Source organism: Citrobacter sp. Ct235, from assembly GCF_030332305.1.
Taxonomy (GTDB): Bacteria; Pseudomonadota; Gammaproteobacteria; order Enterobacterales; family Enterobacteriaceae; genus Citrobacter_A; species Citrobacter_A telavivensis.
Map to the genome: position 1 here is coordinate 1 of NZ_JAOWIC010000002.1, position 24,981 is coordinate 24,981.

Annotated in this window: 19 protein-coding genes; 6 read left to right on the forward strand and 13 right to left on the reverse strand. The window is 56.9% G+C overall.

The genetic code is table 11. The features are described from left to right. The 13 genes from OGY35_RS00010 to tssB form a co-directional block, all read right to left on the reverse strand. A partial coding sequence (locus tag OGY35_RS00010) for an Ig-like domain-containing protein (protein ID WP_502872685.1) occupies positions 1-3,173 on the reverse strand: 3,173 nt, incomplete at its 3' end. Positions 3,174-3,255: 82 nt separating this feature from the next. Next, positions 3,256-4,467: a TolC family outer membrane protein gene (locus OGY35_RS00015; RefSeq protein WP_502872686.1), complete on the reverse strand. Its 1,212-nt coding sequence runs from the start codon at positions 4,465-4,467 to the stop codon at positions 3,256-3,258. 899 nt (positions 4,468-5,366) lie between these two features. Continuing rightward, positions 5,367-5,786, reverse strand: a complete 420-nt coding sequence (locus OGY35_RS00020) for a hypothetical protein (RefSeq protein WP_235922362.1) — start codon at positions 5,784-5,786, stop codon at positions 5,367-5,369. Positions 5,787-5,966: 180 nt separating this feature from the next. Then, positions 5,967-6,488: a toxin-antitoxin system YwqK family antitoxin gene (locus OGY35_RS00025; RefSeq protein WP_286631095.1), complete on the reverse strand. Its 522-nt coding sequence runs from the start codon at positions 6,486-6,488 to the stop codon at positions 5,967-5,969. Then, entirely contained in the window at positions 6,488-8,452 is a 1,965-nt protein-coding gene (locus OGY35_RS00030) for a type VI secretion system Vgr family protein (protein WP_286631096.1), read from the reverse strand. The genes OGY35_RS00025 and OGY35_RS00030 overlap by 1 nt, the downstream gene beginning before the upstream one ends. Positions 8,453-8,563: 111 nt before the next feature. Next, positions 8,564-9,163, reverse strand: coding sequence for a hypothetical protein (locus OGY35_RS00035; protein WP_139155873.1), 600 nt, complete (start codon positions 9,161-9,163; stop codon positions 8,564-8,566). A gap of 27 nt (positions 9,164-9,190) precedes the next feature. Next, positions 9,191-11,704: a type VI secretion system ATPase TssH gene (tssH, locus tag OGY35_RS00040; protein WP_286631097.1), complete on the reverse strand. Its 2,514-nt coding sequence runs from the start codon at positions 11,702-11,704 to the stop codon at positions 9,191-9,193. Next, positions 11,637-12,608, reverse strand: coding sequence for a type VI secretion system baseplate subunit TssG (locus OGY35_RS00045; RefSeq protein WP_286631098.1), 972 nt, complete (start codon positions 12,606-12,608; stop codon positions 11,637-11,639). Before OGY35_RS00045 ends, tssH begins: the two co-directional genes overlap by 68 nt. Further along, positions 12,572-14,293 carry a type VI secretion system baseplate subunit TssF gene (gene tssF, locus OGY35_RS00050; RefSeq protein WP_286631099.1) on the reverse strand — a complete coding sequence of 574 codons (1,722 nt, stop codon included), beginning with the start codon at positions 14,291-14,293 and terminating at the stop codon, positions 12,572-12,574. The genes OGY35_RS00045 and tssF overlap by 37 nt, the downstream gene beginning before the upstream one ends. Positions 14,294-14,311: 18 nt before the next feature. Continuing rightward, the gene (tssE, locus tag OGY35_RS00055; RefSeq protein WP_152401932.1) at positions 14,312-14,692 is read right to left on the reverse strand and encodes a type VI secretion system baseplate subunit TssE; all 381 of its coding nucleotides are present in this window, start codon (positions 14,690-14,692) and stop codon (positions 14,312-14,314) included. Continuing rightward, a complete protein-coding gene (locus OGY35_RS00060) occupies positions 14,692-15,177 on the reverse strand; it encodes an Hcp family type VI secretion system effector (RefSeq protein WP_286631100.1) in 486 nt (161 codons plus the stop codon). The genes tssE and OGY35_RS00060 overlap by 1 nt, the downstream gene beginning before the upstream one ends. Before the next feature lie 17 nt (positions 15,178-15,194). Continuing rightward, a complete protein-coding gene (tssC, locus tag OGY35_RS00065) occupies positions 15,195-16,676 on the reverse strand; it encodes a type VI secretion system contractile sheath large subunit (RefSeq protein ID WP_286631101.1) in 1,482 nt (493 codons plus the stop codon). Positions 16,677-16,693: 17 nt separating this feature from the next. Further along, positions 16,694-17,206 carry a type VI secretion system contractile sheath small subunit gene (tssB, locus tag OGY35_RS00070; RefSeq protein ID WP_286631102.1) on the reverse strand — a complete coding sequence of 171 codons (513 nt, stop codon included), beginning with the start codon at positions 17,204-17,206 and terminating at the stop codon, positions 16,694-16,696. 408 nt (positions 17,207-17,614) lie between these two features. On the opposite strand from tssB, the gene OGY35_RS00075 reads away from it, so the two are divergent. The 6 genes from OGY35_RS00075 to OGY35_RS00100 are packed head-to-tail and all read left to right on the forward strand — an operon-like array spanning position 17,615 to position 24,972. Then, positions 17,615-18,046, forward strand: coding sequence for a T6SS protein Cts2N (locus tag OGY35_RS00075; RefSeq protein ID WP_286631103.1), 432 nt, complete (start codon positions 17,615-17,617; stop codon positions 18,044-18,046). Between the two features lies 1 nt (position 18,047). Then, entirely contained in the window at positions 18,048-19,385 is a 1,338-nt protein-coding gene (gene tssK, locus OGY35_RS00080; protein WP_286631104.1) for a type VI secretion system baseplate subunit TssK, read from the forward strand. After that, positions 19,369-20,115: a DotU family type IV/VI secretion system protein gene (locus OGY35_RS00085; protein WP_286631105.1), complete on the forward strand. Its 747-nt coding sequence runs from the start codon at positions 19,369-19,371 to the stop codon at positions 20,113-20,115. The genes tssK and OGY35_RS00085 overlap by 17 nt, the downstream gene beginning before the upstream one ends. After that, positions 20,112-23,675 (forward strand): type VI secretion system protein, encoded by a 3,564-nt coding sequence (locus OGY35_RS00090; RefSeq protein ID WP_286631106.1) that lies wholly within the window; start codon positions 20,112-20,114, stop codon positions 23,673-23,675. Before OGY35_RS00085 ends, OGY35_RS00090 begins: the two co-directional genes overlap by 4 nt. After that, a complete protein-coding gene (tssA, locus tag OGY35_RS00095) occupies positions 23,663-24,583 on the forward strand; it encodes a type VI secretion system protein TssA (protein ID WP_286631107.1) in 921 nt (306 codons plus the stop codon). Before OGY35_RS00090 ends, tssA begins: the two co-directional genes overlap by 13 nt. Beyond that, complete coding sequence (locus tag OGY35_RS00100) at positions 24,580-24,972, forward strand: DUF4280 domain-containing protein (protein ID WP_152401914.1); 393 nt, start codon at positions 24,580-24,582, stop codon at positions 24,970-24,972. The genes tssA and OGY35_RS00100 overlap by 4 nt, the downstream gene beginning before the upstream one ends. The last annotated feature ends 9 nt before the right edge of the window (positions 24,973-24,981 follow it).

Sequence of the window (24,981 nt, forward strand, 5' to 3'; positions counted from 1 at the left end):
CCGGTGTTGCCGGCCGCGTCAGAGACCGTGGCGGTAACACTGCCGGTGGTCAGGGCACCGGCTTCTGCGGCCGGAACGGTCACGCTCCAGGTACCGTTCGCCTGTACCAGCGCCGTGTAGTCGTTGCCGTTAATGGTCACGGTCACCGTCTGACCGGCCGGTGCGGTGGTGGTCCCGGTGATCACCAGGTCCGCCAGTGATTCGGTGGCGTTAAGGATATCGTCAGCGGCAATGGTATTGATCGTAATCAATGGCGCAGCGGTATCCAGAGTGACGGTACGACCCGCATCGGCCGTGTTACCACTGACATTGGTGACGCTAACGCTGATCTGTTCGCGGCTGTCGGTCAGTGATGCAATGGCCGAAGGCGGCACGGTTACACTCCATGAACCATCGGTCTGAACCAGCGCAGTAAAGGTCTGACCGGCGAACTTCACCACTACCGTCTGACCCGCTTCAACGCCCTGAGTCTGACCAGAAATCAGCAGGTCGCCCCCTTGTTCGGCGCTATTGATAAGATCATCGGTGGAGACGGTATCAATGGAGATCGCGACAGGATCCAGATCGAGTTCGACCTGGTGGTCAACCGTCACCGTGTTTGCCCAGGCATCCTGTGCGCTGGCATTCACCACCACCTGGCCTGCGGTCCAGCTTTGCAGATCCGCAGCCGGTATCCCAATCTGCCAGTTACCGCTACTATCAACGACCGTCTGGTAAGTCACGTTATTGATAGTCACGTTGATCGTCGTACCTGCCGCCAGATGGCTGCTGCTCCCGGTGACCACCAAATCCTGATGTTGTTCGATGGCGTTAATAATGTCGTCGCCAGAGAGGGTATTGATACGCAGGCCAGGCAACGACGCGTTGATGTTGATATCGCGATCGCCGGTACCGGTGTTGCCGTGGCTGTTCGTTACAGAAGCGGTAAAGGTCAGATCACCATCGCCAAAGCTGTTCAGGTCGCTCGCCGGAATGGTTACTTTCCAGCTCAAATCATTTTCTACGGTGGCGGTATAATGCTTGCCGCCCACCATGATGGAAACCGTGTCGCCTGCTGCGGCATTTGTCACGCGACCGCTTAAGATTTGATCGCTATTGGCTTCGGTGTTGTTCACCAGGTTGTCCGTGGCGAAATTATTGACAATCACCTGCGGCAGCGTCGTGTCGACAAGGAATGATGCAGTGGTCGTCCCACTGTTGCCAATGGAATCTGTCCCGCTGACGGTCACGTTATAAATTGTGTTCGCCAGATTCAGCACGTCAGAAACCGGCACCTGAACAGACCAGGTACCGTTATTGACCGTCGTGGTGTAGGCGATATTGTTGAGCATCACGGTCACCGTGCTGCCGTCAGCCAGGGTGCTGGTGCCGCTGAGGGTCAGCGGTTGCATAGACTCCTGCGCATTCAGCACGTTATCAACACTGATAGGGTCCACGGTGATCCCAACAGCCATGCTGTTGAGCGTCACATCATGAGTCGCGGTGCTGGTATTGCCTGCCGCATCCGTCACGGTCACCGTGATCGTATGCTGGCCGTTACTCATGGAATTGAACACCGACGCCGGAACGCCGACGCTCCAGCTACCGTCCGCTTGTACAACGCCGGTAAAGGTCTGGTTACCAAACTGAACGGTGACAACGTCGCCAGGCGCGGCACCATTCGCCATCCCCGAGATCAGTTGTGCGACATCCTGTTCATCGTCATTCAGTATGTTATCGCCTGCAACAGTGTTGACCGTCAGAATCGGCGCCGTGGTATCAACGGTCACTAATTCAGAAATGTTTGTCGCGTTTCCGGCTTTATCGTTTACCGAAACCGTCAGGGAGTGGTTACCGTCCGCCAGCGCCTGCACATCAGCCGCATCCAGCGTCATAGACCAGGTGCCATCGGCTGCCACGGTCGCCGTGTACGTTTTGCCATTGAACATCAACGTCACCGTCTGCCCGGCTTCAGCCGTGGTTTTCCCGCTCAAAACCAGAGACGCGTTATGCTCAGCGGCGTTAATAATCTGGTCGATGGCGATGTTGTCCATCGACAGCAGCGGTGGCTGAGTATCTACCGTAATAACCTGGCTGCCCGAGACCGCATTACCCGCCGCATTTTGTCCGCTAACCGCGACGGTCCAACTGCCGTCTGCCAGCGCGTTCGCATCGGCGGCCGGCACGTTAACCTGCCATTCGCCGTTTGCACCCACGGTGGTGACGTACGTTTTACCGTTCAGCGTTACCGTCAGTGTTGTGCCCTGTGCCAAATGGCTGCTGGCACCAGAAAGTGTAAAACCAGCGGACTGTTCACTGGCATTAACGATGTTATCGCCGGCGGTGGTTGCCAGCGTCAATGTGGCAATGGTGGTATCTACATTGATCGTAATGCTACCGGCGGAAGTGGTGTCGTTGCCGTTGATCTGCACAACAGACCAGGTGTGAGTCCCGTCGGTCTGTACTGGCAGCAGCACGGTCCAGACGCCATTGGCATCCACCATCGTACTGGCAATGGTGTTGCCGTGGCTGTCTTTAATCTGAATGGTGGCGCCCGGATGACCCGTCCCGCTGAAGGTTGGGGTGTTGTCATCGGTCGTGTCATTGGCTGACAGTCCGCCCTGTTTGTCCCCTTTCTTATCGGTGACCATATACGTCGGCGTATTTTTGGTGTTATCAACCACTTCGGTTTGGGTTTCAGTGACGGTTTTGGTTTTACCGCTATCACCATTAGCCAGCAGTGCGCCAATTGCGCCGCCACCCAGTCCTGCCCCCGCGAGCCACGCCCACGGGAAATCATTATCGTCGCTGGCCGCTTCCGCCATCAGAGGCTCAAGGCTGTCGACAGGCGTCGCGTGCGCCGTCAGTTCCACGGCATCAAGGCTGGCGACATCGCCAATCTCGTCAAACGTCACATGTGTCAGGCCCGTTTCATCGCTGAATACCAGCTCGGAGTGCAATTTTGACTCCGGCTCTTCAGTGAAATAGCCACTGCAACGGATCACGCTGCCATCTTTCATGTAAATCAGCAGGTCATTACCCTGGCGGACATAACGCGCCACATCCTGAGCGGAACCCAGGATTTCAATGATGGATGCACCAGAGACAGCTACGGAAAGGTTGCCTTCGCCGGACAGTACGGTTTTCTTTGCGGTGTGACGATTAATAATGTTTGCGGTTTTTAAGGTATTCATCATCTGGCTCATAAGGTCAGTTAATCAGTAATAGTCGTCCGGTGTTTTCCCGGAGAGAGTCGGTTGAGTGGGGTTCGCGTCGCTACTGAAGATCAGGCAGCTTTTTCGACGCCTGTTTTTCTATCCCGATCAGGGGCAGCAGGTTGTCGATTGCCGTCGCGTAACTGATAGCCGCATTCCAGCCATCAAATTCAGCGTTGATTCGTGAAGACTCCGCCTGCCAGACGTCTTGTTCGACGCTCAACAGGTCATTGATACTTTTCTTGCTCAGGGTGTATTCGTGCTTATAAACGCGACGGGTTTGTTCGGCATTGACCAGTTGGAACTTGCCGGCATCTTCACGGCCTCGTGCACCTTTCCAGTCTGCCATCGCCGCAGAGGCTTTTTGCAGAATCTCGTAACGCACCTGATCCACTTCGGAGGCGGCCATCGCTTTCGCGCCTTCTGCCTGGTCAACACGAGCGGAGACCGCCCCCCCTTGATACAGCGGCGCATCCACACTTAACTGGATTTGGTCGTCCCAGTAACCGCGGTTGTCTGACTCATAACGAGTACGGCCCGCTTTCAGGCTCACCGTCGGCATATGCTGTGCTTTTGCGCGCTCGACGCCGTGTTGTGCGGAGGTCACCATCGCCCGTGCCGCGAGTACCGAGGGGATCTTCGCGTAGTCGATGTTTTCAACAGTGACTTGTTTAACTTCAAGGTTTTCAGGAAGGCGGGCATAACGGTTAGCACTGACACCCGTTTGTACGGCGAGGACCGCTTTCGCTTTCTGCAGCGCGGCGGAGTACTGCTCCAGCGTGGCGCGCATTCCGGCAATACGGGTCTGCGTTTGCAAATCGTCTGAAGTCGAACTCAAACCTGCACTGGCGCGAAGTTGCGCCAGATGCTGAATGTTCTCCAGCGCGACGATATTCTCGCGTGCGGCGTCAACCAATGCGCTATAGCGTTTTACTTCAACGTAGCCCAGCGCCGCTTTTGACGCGACATCAGACAGCGTACTCATCAGTTGATAGCGATAGCTTTCGTACTGGGCTTCTGACTGAGCAATCGCGCTGTTGGTTTTACCGAAGTCATAAACTAACTGTGTGACGCTAATGCCCCATGCAGCGGAGTTATTGAGAGAACCGCTGGAATCCGTGGTCTTATTTTGACCGGTGCTGGCGGTTAAACCAATTTGTGGCATCCAGCCGCTTTTCGCTTCATCGGTCATTGCCTGGCCAATACCCATTTGTGCGGCCTGGCTGCTTACCGAAGGGTCACGATCAAAAGCAAATAAAATACTTTCTTTCAGATTCGTTTCTTCGACATTGGCTAATGCGGCGAAACATGGCGTTGTGGCTACCCAGAGAGAAAGAGCCAGAGTAACCCATGAAAAAACAATACGAGTGCTCAAAACAAATATCCTAAAAATATAATGACGATTTTCGGTTATACCAGGCAACCGTATTACATCCGCCAGGAAGAATACGGGGTAAACATACCTGTAATGAGATATACAATTATCAATGTGCTATTGCAGACCTGATATCCAATTTTTCCGGTTCACGCCATCCTGAGCGACAATCACGCTCACACTGATAATGATATATATATTCCAGAGTTGACCTATTTAGAAAACGCTATTATTAGCGTGCTTTCTTTTCCTTTCGCAGAGCCTAAAAATGACACTTACCCGGGTATTCGCAGTAAGCGTTATCAGGAGTGCGGACATCACTGGATAGGGAATATTCTGAGTATTACGACGAGGAGTGGAAAGCAAAAAAAGCTTAATTCATCTTAAATGATTGCCAGATGTTAGCATTACCAATAATTAACAATTAAAACAATAAGTTAAGAAACATAAAAAATATCTTAAACACTTTGAAATCGCACAACTTGTACAAAAAAAAGGCACAAATGTGTTTTTAAGAGGCAAAAACGAGCAATAAGTGTGACTAATAGCACAAAAATAGCATGGGTATTAGTACAAATATAAAACAATAAAAGATCAATTAATAAACAATTAGATCACCAAATAAAAACAAAGAAAAAATAACGGTCACTGTTTTAAATAAAAGGTCAATCACAATTTCACGATTCCGGCACATCTTAACAAACTCCCGTCATTCTCTGTAAAATATAATAAGCAGGAGAATATTTTATTTTCTTAAATAGCTTTCACATTGATACCCTCCGATGCGCTTACATTTTTCATCGCCAGACTTCCAGCACTACCGAACCAAAGTTATTCCAGTACATCCCCGAAATATCATTCGCAAAGACCACTAACTCACCGCTGCGAGGCGCAATCCAGCCGTTATTTAGTCGGGCACCGTCACCAATCACAAACATGGTATCGGTTGATTTATCGATAGTGCCAATTAAGGTAAACCAGGTCGCAGGTTCGTGGCGGCAACGCAGCCAGATTCGGGCAAAATTAAGATAGTCGGCGGTATAACCATTCGCGTCGCAGCAATGGTTCATATCGCACCACTTACCGGTCACACGAAAAAAATACCTGACCCCCTGCTCAACAAACAGATCCGTTTCAACCCATTTGTCGCGTGAGCGAATTTGGGTTCGCTTCACCCGTCGTGAAGCCAGTGGCGGAACGTACATTCGATCAACCATACATCATCACCTTTGCGCAAACACCGTTATGCAGGTACAGAAAGCCGCTCGTGTAAAACGATGACGAACCGGAGGGAAGTAACACTAATTTTTATGAACTCTGTGCCCGCGCTCCATAACAGGAAAGTCGTAGTCTGTACGTGCAGCGTCATACCTTTCATTGACCTGCCGCGACCGCGCCTACAGATGCTCCGTCCATTTACTGAACCGCGACTGGGGTTGCCCCCACGCATTGATGGCACGGCCATCCGGCAGCCAGCGCTCGGGTTCGTGGGCCAGGCGACCGAGGACATACTGTTGTCGCATGGCACAGGCCCCATCGGGATAGAACTGTTCACTCTGTTGATGACGCAGACCGTCCTGCCACTGTTCACGCATCTGCATCTGCCCGGACGGATAAAAGCAGCGGCACTCGCCGTGCAATTGTCCTTCCCGCCAGTGCTCCTCACGGATCAACACGCCCTCTTCGCTGAAGTAACGCGCCACGCCCTGCAACCTGCCGTGATGATATTCCTGCTGCATTGCCAGTTGACCATTGGGGTGCCAGCTTTCGGTGACGCCGTGTAAAACGCCCTGCTGATAGTGCATCGCCATCAGCCGACGCCCATGCTCCTCAATACGCATCTCGCCACTGAGCTGGCCGTCCGTCAGACCAGCCTGTAGCCGGGTGGTGTCCTGCTGATAGCCCAGCCGCTCACTCATTAGTTGATCTTCACCATCCCGCCCTTGAGCGTCAGCATTCCGCCGCCCTCCAGGGTCTGCATCGCACTGGCTTTGCTGGTCAGCGTGGCTTTCGCCTCCTGGCTTATCGTTGCCGCTTTCTGGGTGAGCGAACCCTTCGCATCGCTGGCGATACTGGTAGCGTCAAGATTCAGGTTCGCGGCCGCACTGGCTTTCAGATCCGCCCCGCTCTTCACCGTCAGCGTTTTACCGCTTTCCAGCGTGAGCGTACCGCTGACCTTAATCGTCAGATTGCCGTCGACGTTCAGCGTGTAGTTGCCTTTGACCTTGTGCGTCTCATTGCCGTCCACCGCGTGCTCCTGATCGCCTTTCACCGTCACGCTACGCTTATCTTTGACCGTCAGCGTATCGCTACCCTTTTCAATGTTGACCACCCGGTTGCCCTTCTTCAGCGTGACGGTTTCATTGCCTTCTTCAACGGTGCGCGTACGGTCGTTTTTCACGCTCTGAATGTCATCGTGGCCGACTGTCGTGTTACTGTCGTTCAGCACGGTAAGCTGGAAATCCTTTTGCGCCTGCATCGCCAGCAGTTCGGCATCCTTTTTGTCGTCGAAACGCAGTTCGTTAAAGCCTGCTTTGCTTTGCGTTTTAATACCGGACTGGGTCTGATTCGCCGGAAGCGGATAGGGCAGCGCGTTGACGCCGTTATAGACGCAGCCGGTGACGAGCGGTTTGTCCGGCTCGCCGTCGATAAAGCTCACCACGACCTCCTGGCCGACGCGGGGGATAAACTGTGTACCGAAGCCGTTGCCGCTCCAGCCAGTCACCACCCGCAGCCAGCAGGAGCTGGTTTCATCACGTTTGCCTTCCCGATCCCACGCAAACTGCACTTTTACCCTGCCGAGTTTATCGGTCCAGATCTCCTCTCCCTGCTTGCCGACCACCGTTGCCGTTTGCGTGTGCATAAACGGTTTCGGCGTGCTGCTTTGCGGTCGATAGAGCGTGGCTTTCGGGATGGCGGTAAAGCGGTTGCGGTAGTGCTCACCGTCGTAGTCGTGGGTGACGGCGGTGACCAGCCAGTCGGTATTCAGCGTCTTATCATCATGATCGGTCAGGGTGAACCAGTGGCCCGCGGTTAAGGTCGCGCAGTCGCTTTCGCCGACCAGTTGCTTCGCCTGTGACGTCAGGGCGTTGACCTTCCACGTCGCCAGCGCGTCACCGTCGACTTTGACGCTAAACCGCCCTGGATGCTGATAATGCACCCCGCCTTTCTTCTCACCCGCCTGCGAAAAGAGCGCGGCCTTCGGCTGCTCGTAGTTGAAATCGCTGGTCTGAAATCCTTGCGCGGTAGCTTGCACGCGCAGCGCCGCCGAACGAATCGCCCCGGCTTCCCGCTCACCGCTCTGCGCCGCCAGATACTTCACCTTTTTCTCGCCGGGGATGGACGGAAACGCGCTGTTGTCATCCGCCAGCACCAGCGTGTGCTTGCCCGCGACATGGGTGAAGAACCAGAAGATCCCCTCCTGTTCCAGCAGTCGCGACACAAAGTTAAAGTCGCTCTCGTTGTATTGAAGGCAGTACTCGCGCTTTGCCGGTTTGGCCTTGAGCTGAAATGTGTAGTCAGTAAAGCCGCCGTCCTTAAACACCTTCTCGACAATTTCCTGCGCGCTGAGGTTCTGAAAGACGCGATTATGGCTGGAAAGCGTCAGCCACCACAGCCAGGGACGCAGCACAAACTGATAGCAGTCGGCGTTACGCGTCGCGGGCAGTTGGTGAATCTCCGCAATCAGCCCGTCATAGTCGGCGTTGTTGACTGTGGCAGTAAGATGGGTCGCCAGCGCGGTATCAAGCGTTAACGGCGCAGAGGTGGTGACGGTAACCGTGGCGATGGTCAGGCCGTTAAGTTGAGAATCGGTTTGCGCGGTTGCGGCGGTAAGGCCAGATAAATTCGTGGCGGTGAGTTTTATAATAGTGATGTCAGGCATGGGAAAGTCCTTTTATATTTGTAGAGTACGTAATGCCCGGTGACGCTACGCTTACCGGGCCTACTTTTTATGATACAACTTATCAGGTGAAATTATACTTTAGCTTCTGAGCTATAAAATAGTTTCCCAGCTTCCTGGTGCAGGAAAGGATTTAAATATCTTATATGTCCATACCCCATCAAACAGCTTTACACCAAAAACTAAAGTTCTGTGGGGTATGCCATTAATACCATAACAAATATCATTCGGAGGATTATCATGTGAAATTGATAATCTCCGAGTTCTTTGATGACGTGCTCCTGTTATATCTTCCTCAGCGCCAGTGCGAGTAAATACTGTACTTCCAATTGCACCGTGAGCAACATGTAGTACCAAATCAGGTGTAACAGTAAAACGACAACCTGTTAGAGCGGAAGTAATAAAAAAATTACAAGACTTGCTGTATTCGTATTGAGCTCTGGCAGCATAAGTAACTCGATAATTTAACCAAGGAAGCCAGAAAACATTTTCAATATCAGGTCCATATTCTTGTGTTTCAGATAAAGCATATCCTGGATTATGAAGAAACGGTGTTGCTCTAACCTTAATGACTCTTGGCGTGTTCAAGATAGGATCGTACTCACTTTGTAGAATATGACCTTGAAGCGTTATATCACCAATACTATTAATACCTGTCGTGATATTTCTTAATTTTTTCCAAAAAGATTTCATATCATCTCCACTTAGATAGTACTCTGTTCAATCATTTCGCCCCATCACTTCCCCAACCACCAGGTTTTCCACATCCCTGGCTCCTGCACCCTGGCATTTCTCCATAACGCGCGCGATTAACCCCTCATCCATATTTAACCGCTCCCCGGTCGCCACTAAATACCGCTGCGCTAATTTCTCCAGCTTCGCCAGCACAATCCCTTTTAATATCTCTTCATCCAGCGAGCGATAGGCCACCGTGGTCATCCTTGCTAAAAACGCCGGACGAAAATGTGTTAATAATTCCTCGCGTAATGCCTCGTTAAACCGCTCGCTATTGAATTCAGAAAGCGGCGTCTCCAGAATCAGTTCCGCCCCGATATTGCTGGTTGCCAGCATCACCGTATTTTTAAAATCGATAATCAGCCCGGTGCCGTCCTCCATCACGCCTTTATCGAAAACGTTATAGAACGCCTCCAGCACGTCCGGGTGCGCCTTTTCGATTTCATCCAGCAGCACCACCGAATAAGGGCGACGGCGCACGGCTTCGGTTAATGCCCCACCGCTGCCGTAGCCGACGTAACCCGGCGGTGCGCCTTTGAGCTGGCTGACGGTGTGCGCTTCCTGATACTCGGAAAGATTAATGGTGATGAGGTTACGTTCGCCGCCGTACAGGGCATCGGCCAGCGCATACGCGGTTTCGGTTTTGCCGACGCCGGTTGGCCCCACCAGCAGGAACACGCCGACCGGCTTCTGCGGGTCGGTCAGGCCGCTGCGATACGCGCGCAGGCGCTGAACGATGGTTTCCAGCGCCGCCTGTTGTCCCATCACCCGTTCGCTCATCCGCTCAACCAGCGTACGCAGGGCGTGGGCTTCATCGGTCAGCATCTGCCCGAGCGGGATCCCCGTCCAGCCGCTAATCACGGCGGCGACGGTGGCGGCGTCTACGCAATCGGCCACCAGCGGCACTTCCTCGCGCAGCTGCGCGGCGGCGGTTTCCAGCTTGCCAATCAGCGCCGCGCATTCCACCAGCTGCTGTTCCAGCTCTTCGTCATCTTCATCGAGCCGTTCGCTCAGATTCAGCATCCGCTGACGGGCAGCGAGCAGCTCGCCGACCCGCTGGCGCTCATCCTGCCAGCGCCCTTCCACTTCCCGCGCCTGAATCTGGAGTTTCTCCGCCTGCGCCTCCAGCTCGCACAGCCGGTCGTGATGATCAACGCCCACCAGCAGCTCGCGATTCAGCCGTTGCCCCTCTTCCTCAATGGCCGCCCGTTGTTGGCGGATCTCTTCGAGCGCAGGCGGCACGTCATGCTGCGCCAGCGCCACGCGCGCGCAGGCGGTGTCGAGCACGCTGATGGCTTTGTCCGGTAGCTGTCGTCCGGAGATGTAGCGCTGCGACAGGCGCACCGCTTCGTGGATTGCACTGTCGAGGATCTGCACGCCGTGATGCGCTTCCAGCTTATCGGCGACCGCCCGCAGCATCACCACCGCGCGATGCTCGTCCGGTTCTTCAATCTGGATACGCTGAAAGCGCCGGTCCAGCGCCGGATCCTTCTCGAAATATTTTTTGTACTCCTGCCAGGTGGTCGCCGCGAGAGTTCGCAGCTCACCGCGCGCCAGTGCCGGTTTCAGCAGGTTGGCGGCGTCGCTGCCGCCCTCGGCGCCACCCGCGCCAATCAGCGTATGGGCTTCGTCGATGAACAGAACGATCGGCTGTGGGGATTTTTTAACCGCATCAATCACCCCTTTAAGCCGCTGCTCAAATTCGCCCTTTACGCCCGCGCCGGCCTGCAACAGGCCAAGATCGAGCGCCAGCAGCGACACGTCGCGCAGCGGCGGCGGCACGCTGCCTTCAGCGATGCGTCGCGCCAGCCCTTCGGCGACGGCCGTTTTCCCGACGCCAGGCGCACCAACCAGAATCGGGTTGTTCTGCCGACGACGTAGCAGAATGTCGATACACTGGCGGATCTCGCTATCGCGACCGATGATCGGGTCGATCCGTCCCTCGCGCGCATCGCGGGTCAGGTCGTGGGTAAATTGCTCCAGTACGCCGCTTTCATGGTCAGGGCGATCATCAGACTGCGGCCCGTTTTGTTCCTCCACGGAAAGTCGGCACCAGTTCCGCCACTGATTTTCCAGCGTCATGGCCTGAATGCCGAGCAACAACGGCATCCCCTGTGCCAGTTGGCTACGCAGCCGTTCGCGGGTCAGCAATGCCAGCAGCAGTAACGCCGAACGCACCAATGCAAGACGCTGGAAGGTCGCCAGCAGAATCGCCCCTTCCAGCAGTTCCACTAGCTGGACGGAAAAGACCGGCATGCGCGTACAGCCAGTTTTAAACTGCGCCTGGGTGCGCTGAATCTCTTCACGCAGCCTGTCCGCAGGGATCGCCGCCTCGCTGAGGCAACAGGCCAGATCGCCCTGTTCCTCATCCAGCAGAGCTAACAACAAATGTTCGGGTTCAACAAACCAGTGTCCCTGTCCCCGGCTCCGTTCAGCCGCCAGCTCCAGCGCGCGAAAGCAATTCGGGTTCAGTCGTTGTACCAACGCGTTTAAATCCATGTTCATCCTCCCTGAAAAACAGACGACAGAAGCACGGCGACGCTTTGCGCCCCTGTAGCTGTGCGGTACGCCCCAGGCGCGGGGGCCGCGCGCGGGACAGATGCGTGTCAAGCGTCAACGTCCCGCGCATGACAAGCTCCAGCGAAATCGCCGCGCCAAACCAGAGGCGTCCGGCCAGGCTCAGCGTGGTGAAGCCTTCGCCACCGGGTAAAAATGTGCGCCATTGCGCGGCACTGCTGGCGATCAGATGGAGCCGGATGCCCGCGTGTTGATGCCAGGCGTGGCGGCCCGCCACGCTGTTGCGCCCCAGCCGACAGCCGGTGCGGCTCTGCGCATCGGCGGGTAATCCCTGCCAGCGCCCCACAAACGCTTCCACCGACACGCTGATGTTCATCATCGCCGCCGCCAGTGCGACAAATCCTGCGGCACCGCGCCTGCGGTTTGCCAACAGACCGCTTTGGATCAGCGATAACGGCACCTGCGCCGGACGCGCCGTGGTCAAAAATCCACACAGCGCCTGCATGAGTTCGCCGCCTGCCGCCTGCTCTCGTCGGGCATAAGGCGTCGCCAGCCGATATACGCTCCGGCTTCGGCAGTCGTGTTCAATCATCCGCTGCTCAAACAGGTTGAGGAAATCCTGTGCCGCCTGTGGCAGCGCCTCCAGTTCCTCGTAGGGTAAAACGCCGTCCGCTCCGCCCAGGCCGATGCTTCGCACTTCTACGCGCGCCCCCTGCAAACGGCCAATCTCCGCCGGGGCAAAGGTCAGCCCCAGCTCACCGCGCAGTTCAGGCGACACGCCGCTCAGTTCGAGCAACCGGACGCACTGCTCCAGCGAAAAGCGCCAGGGTTCGCGCCGAAGCTGCGCTATCACACTATCGGCAGGCTGGGATCGGTATCGCGCCATAGCGGGATCTCCTCGCTGTCATCCTGCAACACGGTATGTACAAAGCAGTTTGCCGTGGCGTTACGCGCCAGAAAACGGGCGATGATCGCGGCAAAAAGCAGGCGACTGCTGGCGGTGAACGCCTGAGGATCCAGCGTCAGCGTGACCCGAATACCGTTACGCCAGCCACGCCATGCATCGCGACCAGAATGTTCGCTGGCCCGTTCGCAGCGCATCGCGCGGATGCCGTCGATTTGCTGCCAGACCGCCGCCGATTCCCCCGAAGAAGCATACAGAGAGAGCATCTCTTTCAGTGACGCCAGCGCCTCGTCGCCTTCGGTCAACGACACATGATTGAGCACCAGCGAGGAAACCAACTTCCAGCGAGCGTTCCGCTGCCTTACGGACTGGCCCGGACTCGTCGGCGTGCCCAGCAAGCACGCCTGCGCTATCGGCCCCGGAAACTCAAAGGCCAGCGGAGTTCCGGCCATCAGCGACGACGCGCACTCACCGTTGGTACACAGAAGCGTTGCCGTCAGCGTGGACGCTTCATCGGCGGCAAAGGGATCAAAACGGCTGTCCACCAGCGTCAGCCAGAGATCGTTCTCCTGCCGATAATGTCGCCGCGCATGCCAGAACCATCGAGCATCAGCATGCTGTTGCGCGCCGTAATAGGGCGGCACCGGCCAGGCTTCATCGCGTCGGCTCATCCACAGTTGAACAATGCGGTAGATTTGCATCTCTTTGTCGTAGAGATCGGCGACCAGCCGGTATTCGCTGTGCGTGTGCCCGACGGGCAGCGGTTCCGAGGTTCGCGTAAACAAATTCGCCACCGGTACGCAGTTGAGACGCACATCGTCCCGAGTCAGATGCAGCGCCGTGTCCGGGGCGCGACGAAAAGGAATGCAGAGCGTCATCGTGTCGCCGTGCGGGGTCTGCGGGATCGGCAAATCGAAATACATCAGCGCCTGCGGGCAGTGCATCCAGGCGCTCAACGCCAGCCCGCTCGACTCGACGCCCGGCTCGCTCGCCAACAGGTGCTCCGCATTTTCGAGCCCTACCGGCTGCGGGCGCAGTGGGCCTATCGTGTGGGCATAGAGCAGGTCGAAAAGCGCGGCGTTAACCTGCGCAGAGCCCCCCAGGTAAATGCGCAACGTGCGCATCGTCAGCGTGGAAAACTTATAGGGTGGTAAACAACGAAGCCGAAGCGACAATGCGCCCCGAGCCTGGCTTAGCCCACATGCCTGACGAGCCGCACTCGCGTCGAGCCAGGTGAGGTCATCGATCGCGACCGGCCACAGCGTATGCTGCAATGCGGTACGCCACCAGACCGTTTCGCCCTCTGCCGTCAGCGCGTACAGCGGCGTACCGGTGGGCAGCGTGTAACCCTGCGTCAGATCGCCTGCCAGCGGATCGGGCGTAAAACGGGCGGTGGCAAATGAGGGATAGGGGCGCAGCAGATGCGGGGTGAGCAGTTCCAGAAGCGATTCACTCAGTTCGCTAAACCCTTCGTCCAGCCGCTGGTTCAGGCGCGCGCTTTGCAGCGCGAACCCTTCCAGCAGCCGCTCGACGTGCGGGTCGGGACAATCAAATTCGCTTAAACGCAGGCGGGCGGCGATCTTCGGATGCTGGCGGGAAAATTCACCGCTGGCGGCACGCAACCACCGGAGTTCCTGCAAATAATCCTCCAGCAACCTGTCGTCCATCGTTCTCTCCTGTTGGCTTTACCGCCAACGACCATTTTGATACGCCAGGTCCAGCGCCAACAGTGCATCGTCATCCCACAGCTGCGCTTCCAGATGGAGCGCCAGCGTGGTGTGGCGCGCCTCTTTGACACTCACCGTCAACGCTTTAATGCGGGGTTCAAGATGCAAAATCGTGCGTCTGAGCTGGCGACAAAACCAGTCGAGCACCCGATCATCATCCGCATTGATGCCGTGCCATTCGGGAACGCCCCAGGCGAGCAGCGCGGGGAGCGACGCGGCGTCTTTCGGCGCGCGGGTGTTGAACAACCTTCGCAGTTCCCGGTAGACCGACTCGCGTGGTGAGATAGCCTCATCCGCCAGCCTGTCGAGTAGCGCAACCGGTATGGAGGAGCTCATCATTAGCTCCCTTTCTTATTCATCGTCATATCCCAAACCGAAGAACTGGTTCCCTGCTGGGTCCCCTCCGATTTCTGCGCGGTAATTTCCCATTTGATTTTGGTGAAATTCAGCGACATCGTTTCGACCGGTTTTCCACCGGACCCGCCGCTTACGCTCAGGTGAGAAATGATGACATTGGTCAGGGTATAGACGATAAAAGGCAGCATTTTGCCGTCATCATTGCGGCACAGCGTCAGCTTTGCTTCTTTAATCATTTTGCCGCTACAGCAGTATTCGTTGAGCACCGGGGTGGCGAGATCGACAAACTTGGTTAGCGACATCTCCCCTACGTGCGCACGCCCGGAGGTGCGCTCGGTGTTGCTGACATCGTTGGTCACCTGCATCGCCACGTTGTGGCTGAAGGACATGATCTCAATCTGATCTTTAAAGCCATCTGCCTGACTTTCACCCTTGATATCGTCCAGTTTTAAAAAAATAGCATCCATGATTTATCTCCTTTTAATCAGGCAACTGCCGGTGGCGGCAGCTCAGCAACCAGACGAATTGAGGTGGTCAACTCTTCCAGTTGGAAATGCGGGCGCAGAAAAACGACGGCGCGATAAACTCCCGGCTTACCGGGAACGTCGCTGACGTCAACCCGCGCTTCGCGCAGCGGGTAGCGGGCTTTGATCTCCTGCGGCGCGCTATCGCGCAGCAGAACGTAGTCGGCAATCCAGTTATTGAGATAGCTTTCAACCTCGTCGCGGCTCATAAAACTGCCGACTTTGTCGCGCATAATGACCTTGAGATAGTGGGCAAAGCGGGAGGCGGCAAGGATGTAAGGCAGCATCGCGGAAATGCGCGCGTTGGCGTTCGCTTCCGGCGTGTTGTAGATCCGTGCCTGATTCGTGGTTTGCCCGCCAAAAAATGCGCCCGCGTTGCTGTTCTTTTTGTGGCACAGGGCAACAAACCCCAGATCGTTCAGCTCTTTCTCGCGGCGATCGGTAATGGCAATCTCCGTCGGGCAGCGCAAACTGATGTCGCCGGAAGGCGTGCTGAAGGTATGCGCCGGAAGATCTTCCACCAGCCCGCCGCCTTCCGCTCCGCGAATCGCCGCGCACCAGCCGTACAGCGCAAAGGCATCGGTGATCCGGTTTGCCAGCTTCCACGCCGCATTACCCCACAGGTACTTACTGGCATCCAGGCCGTTGACGTCCTCAACGAAGTTGACGCCTTCCACGGGTACGGTATCCGGGCCATAGGGCAGGCGCTGTAATACATGGGGTAAAACCAGCGTCACATAGCGGGACTCATCGCTTTCACGGAATGCCCGCCATTTGATCAGCTCAGCACTTTCGAAGATCTTCGCCAGACTGCGCGGCACGCCAAGCTCAGCAAACGATCCCATATCAAACAGGCGTGGGCTGGCTGCGGCAATAAAGGGGGCATGAGCCGCCGCCGCGACCTGCGAAATTTTCTCCAGCAGCGCCACATCCTGCGGATGGCGACCAAATTCATAATCGCCGACCAGCACGCTATAGGGGTTGCCGCCAAAGGTGCCGTATTCATCTTCATACAGCTTTTTGAACAACGTGCTTTGATCGAACTCCACCGCTTTTTCGAGATCGTTTTGCAGCGCTTTACGCGAGACGTTAAGCAGGCGCAGCTTGAGTCGGGAACTGGTTTCGGTGTTCATCACAAACTGATGAAGCCCGCGCCAGGACGCCTCCAGCCGCTGCATATCCGAATGGTGCAGCACCTCATTAAGCTGAGCGCTAATGAGCGCGTCAATTTGTGCGATACGGTGGTTGATCATGGCGACGGTGTCGCTTTCCACCGTCATGCCTTCATCAAGGATCTGCGTTGCCAGCTCTTCCAGCATGTCGCGCGCGTAGGTCTGCTGCAGCTCATCGCGCGCCATGCGTCCTTCCTGGATGATGCGATCCAATACGCTCAGCGTGACCGTTTGCCCGCCCGTTTCAGCCTGTTCCTGAACCGTTTCCATTGTTCGTTCCTCTTCGGTTAGGCGTTTTCTGCCGGCTTGTCTTCGGTTGTTGGCCGCAACGCCTGAAGTTCAGCATTGTCATTGACCACCTGCTGGAGCAGGGCATCCAGATCGTCGTTGCCATCCAGTTTGGTCAGCAGATCGCGCAGGCGCTGACGGGCAAGAAACAGGCGCTGAAGGGGTTTCACTTGATCGATAATGTTGAGAGGAGAGAAATCGTCGATGGTTTTGAAATGAAGCTCGATGTTGAATTTGCTGTCATCATTCGCCAGCCGATTCTCCACCTGGAGCGCCAGGCGGGGGGCGATCGACGCGAGCACATCATCAAAGTTATCACGATCGATATCGACAAACCGCCGGTCACGTAGCTTTTCAGGTGGGGTCGCCGGCTGGCCGGATAAATCGGCTAAAATACCGACAACAAGAGGCAATTCCTTTTTTTCTATTGCTCCACCCGTTTCCACGTCATAGGTAATTTGCACCCGTGGTGGTCTAATACGACTGAGTTTATGTTGAATACTCTCTGCCATAACTTGTCCTTTTCGCAATAAAAATCCCGAGTGCAATCTTGCGTGCACCTTTATTTGAAAACGTTATTTCAGAATAATCAATCGCCATTATAAAAAACACAATGGAAAATAAATATCAACCAATTTTTGTTTTCTGGATGAGAATCTTCCTGGTTGATCAATATCACATGCAAAGAACAAAAGGTTCATCATTCAATAAGATACTGAAAAGTAGATGATGGAGTGAATATTCCATACTGTATATTCACGCTACGGGCACACTCTATTTTCACCTGTTTATTTAATGATTAACGCCGAATAATGATTTAAATCAACTAAACAAACCTCACCATTAATTATTTTCTTAACGGGGATATAAAAGGAATTTATATGACTAACGGCATAAGCCATGTAGCCAGAATAATATTTATGACTTGTTTAGCATTACTTAATAATGGCTGTTCATTCTGGTCAAATCAGGTGGAATTAAAGACGGTGGTCATCGATACCGTCGCGCAAGCGAATGATAACACCCCTGTCGCCGTGGATATTGTCGCCATTGCCGATGCCTCACTTGTGCCTGTGGTGCAGACGCTTTCGGCAACGCAGTGGTTTAACGCCAGAGCGCAGCTACAGCGCGATTACCCTGGCGGTTTGCACGTGTGGTCTCTGGAACTGGTTCCCGGCTCCCGCTTTACCGCTGATGACAATCCGCTGAGCGGTGTACCTGCAGAAGCCACGCTGCTGTTTGCCCGCTATCGCAGTGAAGGCGAACACCGCCTGCGACTGGACAAAACCACCGCCCTGCATCTGCAACTGATGGCGGACGAGGCGGTACTGGCTCCTGAACAAGGAAAGTAATATGACGACAATTCCGGCAATGGTCTGCTGGTATGAAGGGATGGCGATGCTGCCGCAGCATTTCCAGTTGCAGTCGCTGCGCCATGACGCCCTCGCCGCCGCGCTTGCCGGTCATGCTAACCCATGGTTCTGGGGCGTGAACCATCTGGAGATTGACGATGCCGCGCTTTGCGCCGGTACTCTGCGACTCTTACGCCTGACGGCGATCATGCCCGATGGCTTACCCATTGACTACGATATCCAACGCGATCCGCCGCTGGAATTTGACTGCACTCGCCTGCTTCCGGCTGCCGCTGACAGCGAACACACGCTCTGGCTGGCGCTGCCGTCGGCAAACCGCGGTGGTCAGTGGCAGCCGTTTACCACCCGCTTTCGTTCCGTCACCAGCGCACCGCTACCCGATTTAACCAGCGGAGAGTTTCCCGAATCCATTGCCAGCTGGCAGCCGGCACCGCGTCTGGTCAGTCTGCATGAACGCGCCGATCTCCTCTGCCTGCCGCTGATTCAGGTGGTCTATACCGAAGGGGGATTTCGCCGCAACGACTGGTTTCCCCCGTCGCCTCAGGTGGTCGAGGGCAGTACGCTCTGCCAACAGGCTCGTGAACTTTGTCTGCTGGCCAGAGAGAAGATCCTGTTTCTCAGCCGTGAAGCGCAACTTGCCAGGCAGAACGACAATACCCACAACTGGCTCTGGCTGACGCTTTGCCTGCAAAGTATTCAGGGAGTGCTGCCGCTGCTGGAATGTCTGGTAAACAGCGGAAAGACCCATCCGGCGGATCTGTTTCGCACACTGTGTTTATTCTGCGGTCAGACCGCTGTCCTGACTCAGGATAAACCCTTGCCCTGGCTTCCCGGTTTCGACTACGAAAATATGCAGCTAGGATTTACCGCGCTGTTTACGCTGCTGCGCACGCAACTGGCACATATCCATCGCCGTCGACTGCGGCTGAATTTTACTGCCGGGGAGGACGACTTCTCCCTGACGCTGCCTGGCGGGACACGCGCGGGTGAGCAGGTGGTGATAGGTATCCTGATGCCCGACGGTAGCCCGCTGTCGGCGGTCGACTGGCTACAGGCGTCACTGATTGCCTGCCAGCCGTTTCTGCCGATCTTACGCCGCCAGCGCATGCACGGCATGTCCGTCGTACCGCTTGCGGCACAACAGCGGACGGAGTGGGAAACCGACGGCACCATCGCGCTGTTTACCCTCACACTCACCACGCAATGGTTTGAGCACGACGCCCCACTGGTCATCGCCCCACTGCATGAGACCAGCGTCAGACCTGAGCGGATCATGCTTTATCGGCAGGAGGCGCAACACCATGCCGATGGCGACTGACATGCCCGCAAGCCGTCTGTTTGATACGGTTTTTACCCGCTGGCTGGCGCAATTTGAACGCTGGAAAACCAGCACGCTGGCACCGGAAATACTGTATCAACAGGCGTTCGACTGGAGTAATCAGGTCGTCGCGGACTACACGCAGCGGTTGAACCGGGTGTTAGGCAGTCCGTTTCAGGCGCAGATCGATGCCGCCGTGTATGCGCTGGTCGCGCTGATTGATGAGACGGTGCTCTACACGTCATGGCCAGCGCACCTCCCGTGGCAGGCGTGCCCGCTGGAATACCACCTCTGGCAAACGCATCGCGCGGGGGATGTGTTACCGCAGCGCATTCAAACCCTGCTCAGCGAACGTCAACCGGGCCAGCGCGATATAGCCGCACTCTATTTACGCTGCCTGACGCTGGGCTTTGGCATCAACCGCGACGATTTCAATGAAACCACGCATCAGGAGACCTGTCGGTTACTGTGGCATTTTGCTTTTCAGCAGGATCCCCGGGCCGATGACATTGCCGCACGCCTGAATGCCGACTCGCTGGGGGCACCACTGCAACTGCCTCCCCGCCGCCGTCTGCCCGATCACTCTCGTCTGCATCTGGTCGCGCTGATCGTGCTGCTGGCGCTGTTATTACTGAGCCAACATCTGTGGCTGGGCCTCGAAGAGGCCATTGGCGTGAATACGCTACCGGACTTTTCCGCGACGCAACTTTGCCCGGAGGAGACGCCATGACGCAGCCGTGGCTGTCGCTTACGATCCTCGTGCTGGTGCTGCTGGCGATCACGCTGTGGTGCGTCTGGTGGCAATGGCAATATCGTAACGACACCTTTATCCGCGCGCAAAAGGAGATCCAGCGCGCCAATGGCGGACAGGATCCTTACGACAGCACCCGGATCCTGATGCTGGGCAACGAGGAGGACAACCGTCTGCTGTGCCGCACCTGGTCATTAACCGACGGCGCGGAGTCCTGGTTCGGGCAGTGGTGGTTTGATGCACAGTGCAGCCTGCTCTGCGTGCCGCATTCGCTGCAAACCACGGGGAAAAAACGGCTTATCCGGCAGAACGACTGGCAAAAGATGATCGCGGCACTGGTGAAAAGTCGCCCTCAGCGCCCGCTGGATGCGCTGATCCTGACGCTTCCGCTCGCGGATTTAGAGAGTGATGCATACGCTTATCTGTCAGAACGCTGCCAGCAGATCCAGCAGGTGTGCGGCCTCAGCCTGCCTGTTTATCTGTTAATCAGCGGTATGGAGGCGCAGGACGGCGTGCGGACGCTGCTGCGCCAGCTCCCGTCCCTGGCTCAGGGAAGCACCATCGGGAGCGCGATTTCTTGTCCCCGGGAAGCCGTCTGGAAACCACAGTGGATTGACGATGCGCTGGAGAACACCCGCTTCTCACTGCGCCAGGCAGTCACTGAACTTGGCGCGCTCAGTGGCAGTACGCCAGCATCGCTGTTTCGTCTGCCGGAGTTTTTTCCGTCGCTGGCGACGGCGCTTCACGCCAGTTTCGATGGGCTTCTGAGCAGCAATGCCCGCGATGAACCGCCGCTACTGCGTGGGATCTGGTTTGTCGCACATCACGTGGTGGACGAAAAGCCGCAGATGGCGTTCTGCCAGCCTCTTCTGCATGACAAAATCACCGCGGAACGGGGGCTGGCGCTGCCGGTACGTCGCCTGCTGCGGCTTAATCTGCGCCGCCATTTTATTGTCCTCGCGGGCTACAGCGCGCTGTGCGTCGTCTGGCTGGCGGTGATGCTCTGGCGCTGGCCGTCTCAGCATACTAACGCTCTGTTGCTGCATAACCAGTTGCAGAGTCTCGCGACGCAAATTGCCCCCAGCGATACGCCAGGTGAACGTTCTGCCACGCGGTACTGGCGGATGGTGAATGACGTCCCGCAGTGGCATTTTCGCTCGTTCATCTGGCCAGGATCGCTGTTCAGCCGGACTGACAGCAAACTGAGCACCACCTTTCATGATGCAACGCTGCGCAGCCTGCTGGTGCCGGCGATGAACAGCATCTGCCTGCAACATCAGAGCGCGACGCGCGGCGATGGCCTGCGCGAGCGGGACGATCTGCTGGCGGAAGAGCGTTACCGGCAGATCCTGTATTTACTTGAACAGACGAAGCAGATGGAGACCCGCTATCTGCCGTTGCTGCAACTGACACAGGTCAAACGCCCCACGGTGCAGACGCTGGCCGAGGTCTCTTCAACCGTCTGGGAGGTTAACGTGGAAGTCGCTGCCCTGCCCGCCATGTCTGAACTTAATGAGATGCTCGCCACGCTCCCCGTTAGCCAGATGAACCTGCCCGATGCCAGCGAACTGACCCAGCGCAACAGCGAACAGTTTACCCGCGAGACCCGGCGCTGGCTGGCGCAAATCTACGATAACGCCAGTCTGGAAATCTATGCCAGGCAACTCGACGAGCTGCTGCTGACATTCAGCAGTAACGAGGAGATTAACGCGGATTTCGTGCGCCTGCTGATGCGGCAGATAAGTCGGCTGCAGAACGCCCTGACCACGCTCAATAGTCTCAGTCAGGACGCGGCGCACTCCCCTGCACGGCTTGCTCTGAACACCTTGCAGACCCAGACGCAGGCGCGGCGCCTGCTCGACCGGACGGCCATTCATAATCTGCTTAACGATGAGGAACAACTGCGTCAGCGGTTGGTGGCTCAGATCGATCGCTCTCTACTGCATTTTTCCACGCTGACCGCGCAATCCGCAGAGGGCGAGTTTCATGTCTCCCCCGACATTCTGGCGCTGCAAAAAAGTTTACGCGACCTGCTGAATCAACCGTTCTGGCAGCGAGGCGCGGGGCAGCCGCCTCCTGAGAGCTTAGGCTATCCCGGCGATCCACAGATTCAGCAGGCTGCAACGCTGTTTGCCGGCTATCAGCGGTATAGTGAACAGCTCCCCGACAGCCTCTGGCGACCCCGGCTCAATGAACTGGCGCAGAATGCCGTCGAGCGCGCCATTCGTCAGACTCTCTACCGCGGCGTTCCTGGCACCGCACCGGCGCGAGAGCTCAACACGGAAAACGCCGATCGCGTCATCGCGGCGCTGACGCAGATCAATCGCCCGGCCCTCGCCAGCGCGCTGCGCCAGCAGGTTGCCGCACAGATCATTGCGCGGGTCAATGATGAAGGCGGCGCACGTCTGCCCGGCATCCGCCCGCCGTCGGTCAACACGGCGACACCGGAGCAGGCACAGGCGAGCGGACAGCAGGTGATGGGCTGGGCCGCCGCCCAGACGGAGCAAATTTCCGCGACGCTCACCCGCTACCAGCAACCGATAGAATGGCTCAGCACGCAGCGTCCGTGGCTGACCGCCGCGCAAAATCAGCAAATCGCCCGCTGGGTCAGTTCGCAGGAGACATTAATGCGCCTGCAACAGCAGGATCCCACCAGTGCACCGGCACAACTGCAAACCCTCGCCGCAACATTACCCACATTAACCGCCCAAAATTGTCAGAGCGAACTGGCCTCGTTTCATGCAGTGGGCCAGCAGGATTTTTACAGCGCCTCGCTGAACGCGCTGCTCAGCGCCTCGGCGCAAAACTGTCAGCAACTGCGCCAGCAGGGCAGCGTCGGCGTGGTGCAAAACATCTTCACGTTGTATAACAACTGGCTTGCCGGGCGTTTTCCTTTCACGGCATTACCCCATGCCCCGGATGCGGATGTGGATAGGGTTCGCGAACTGGTGTCGCTGCTGGCGAAACTGCCGCCGGAAACGCTCGCAGACCAACCCGCGCTGATTCGCCAGTTAGCCGCCGCGCAGCCGTTGCTTTCCGCACTGGTCTCGCCAGACGGCGTGGTGGTACGGGTGAACTGGCGGACGCAGCGCAATCAGGAAGCTGGTGCGGATCAAATCGTCGACTGGCGGTTAAGCGGTAATCAGCAGACCCTGATCTGGCCCGGCGGCACCAGCGCCGATCTGCACTGGCGCAGCGGCGATAATCTGACGTTCAGCCTGCGCTGGGCGGCAAATTCCGCGTGGCGTCCCGTGCCGGATACTGCCGTCGTCGGCCTGAGCGTGGCGGGCGACACCGCGCGCTGGCGCTGGCAAGGGGCTTGGGCGCTGCTGCGTATGACAGACCAGCAGCGCGTCGGCGGCGCACTGGCGCAGCCTGTGCCGCTTCGTTTTTCACTGCCCGTGAGCGACGGACAACAGCGCTCGCGTACAACCGTCAATATCCAGTTTGCGTTACTGAATGCGCAAGACAATGCACCGCTGCCCTGGGTCATCCTGACTGAACAGGGATTTTCGGGAGAACATCAATGGAACAGATAGACGCGTTACTTATTCCCATTAGTCCGGACAGCCCCTGTGGGGAGTCCATCCGCTATTCGCCCGAGTTCGATCAACTGGTCAGCGCGCGCCAGGAGGACGATGAGTCATTGCCCACCGGCGTCTGGCAGAGCGCACCCCGGCGCGCCGACTGGGAGGAGGTCGCCAGACTGGCCAGCCACCTGACCACCACGCGAAGTAAAGATCTGGTGGTGATGGCCTGGCTTGGCGATGCCTGGATTCGCCTGCACGGAGTGTCGGCCCTGCCGCGCGCGCTGGCGCTGCTGACGCTGGCGCTGGAACATTACCCGGGCGAGTTGCATCCGCAGATTAGAGACGGGGATTATGATTATCGCGCCGCACCGCTTAGCTGGGTGGCGCAGCATTATGCCATGCTGGTTGCCAATGCCCCGCTGTTTGCGGTCAACGGCGCAAGCATCACGCTCGGCCAGTGGCAGCAGGGTCATCATCCCAGCCCACCGTTCAGCGAGGCCAGCCGCCCTGTCGCCGAAGCGCTGGAGGCCAGTCTGCACTGGCTGCAGCGCCTGAACGCGGTCTGCCAGCACTGGCCGGAAGCGTCCGCGCCCTCCTTTCGCGTGCTGGAACAAAAGATCAAAACCTGCCAACAGGCGCTGGGCAGCGCACCGCCTGAAAACACGCAGACGGCGGCCGTCAATGAACCGCCGACGGTATCGTCCCCCGTCACCTTCGCCAGTCGCGAGGAGGCCTATCAGATGCTTCGCCAGGTTGCCAGCTATCTGCAACGAACGGAGCCGCACAGTCCGGTACCTTATCTGCTTGAGCGCGCCTGGGCCTGGGGACACACGCCCTTGCCGGAGCTACTTCAGGAATTAATCAGCGGAGATGAATCCGCCCGCCGACTCTGGCGGCAACTGGGGGTGCTACCATGAGTTGTCCCGCCGTTTGTACCGGGGCCATGATGCAGTGCTCGTTTGGCATTGCACCTTCGACGTTAAACGTCCTGCCCGTCAACCGTACGCTGGTCAATAGCCTGCCGATGGCAAATATTATGGATAACCGACCGTTCGTTAATATTCTGCCCTTTGGCATGTGCAGCAGCCTGGCTAACCCTACGGTAGCGGCGGCCACCGCCGCTGCGCTGGGCGTGCTTACCCCCATGCCGTGTATTCCCGCAACCGTTGCGCCGTGGGCGCCCGGTTCACCAACAATCATGGTCGGCAACGCTCCGGCACTGAATGCGCAGTCCAGACTGATGTGCGCCTGGGGCGGGGTGATTCAAATCAGTTTTCCGGGACAGATGACGACGATGGTGAGTTAAACACGCGGA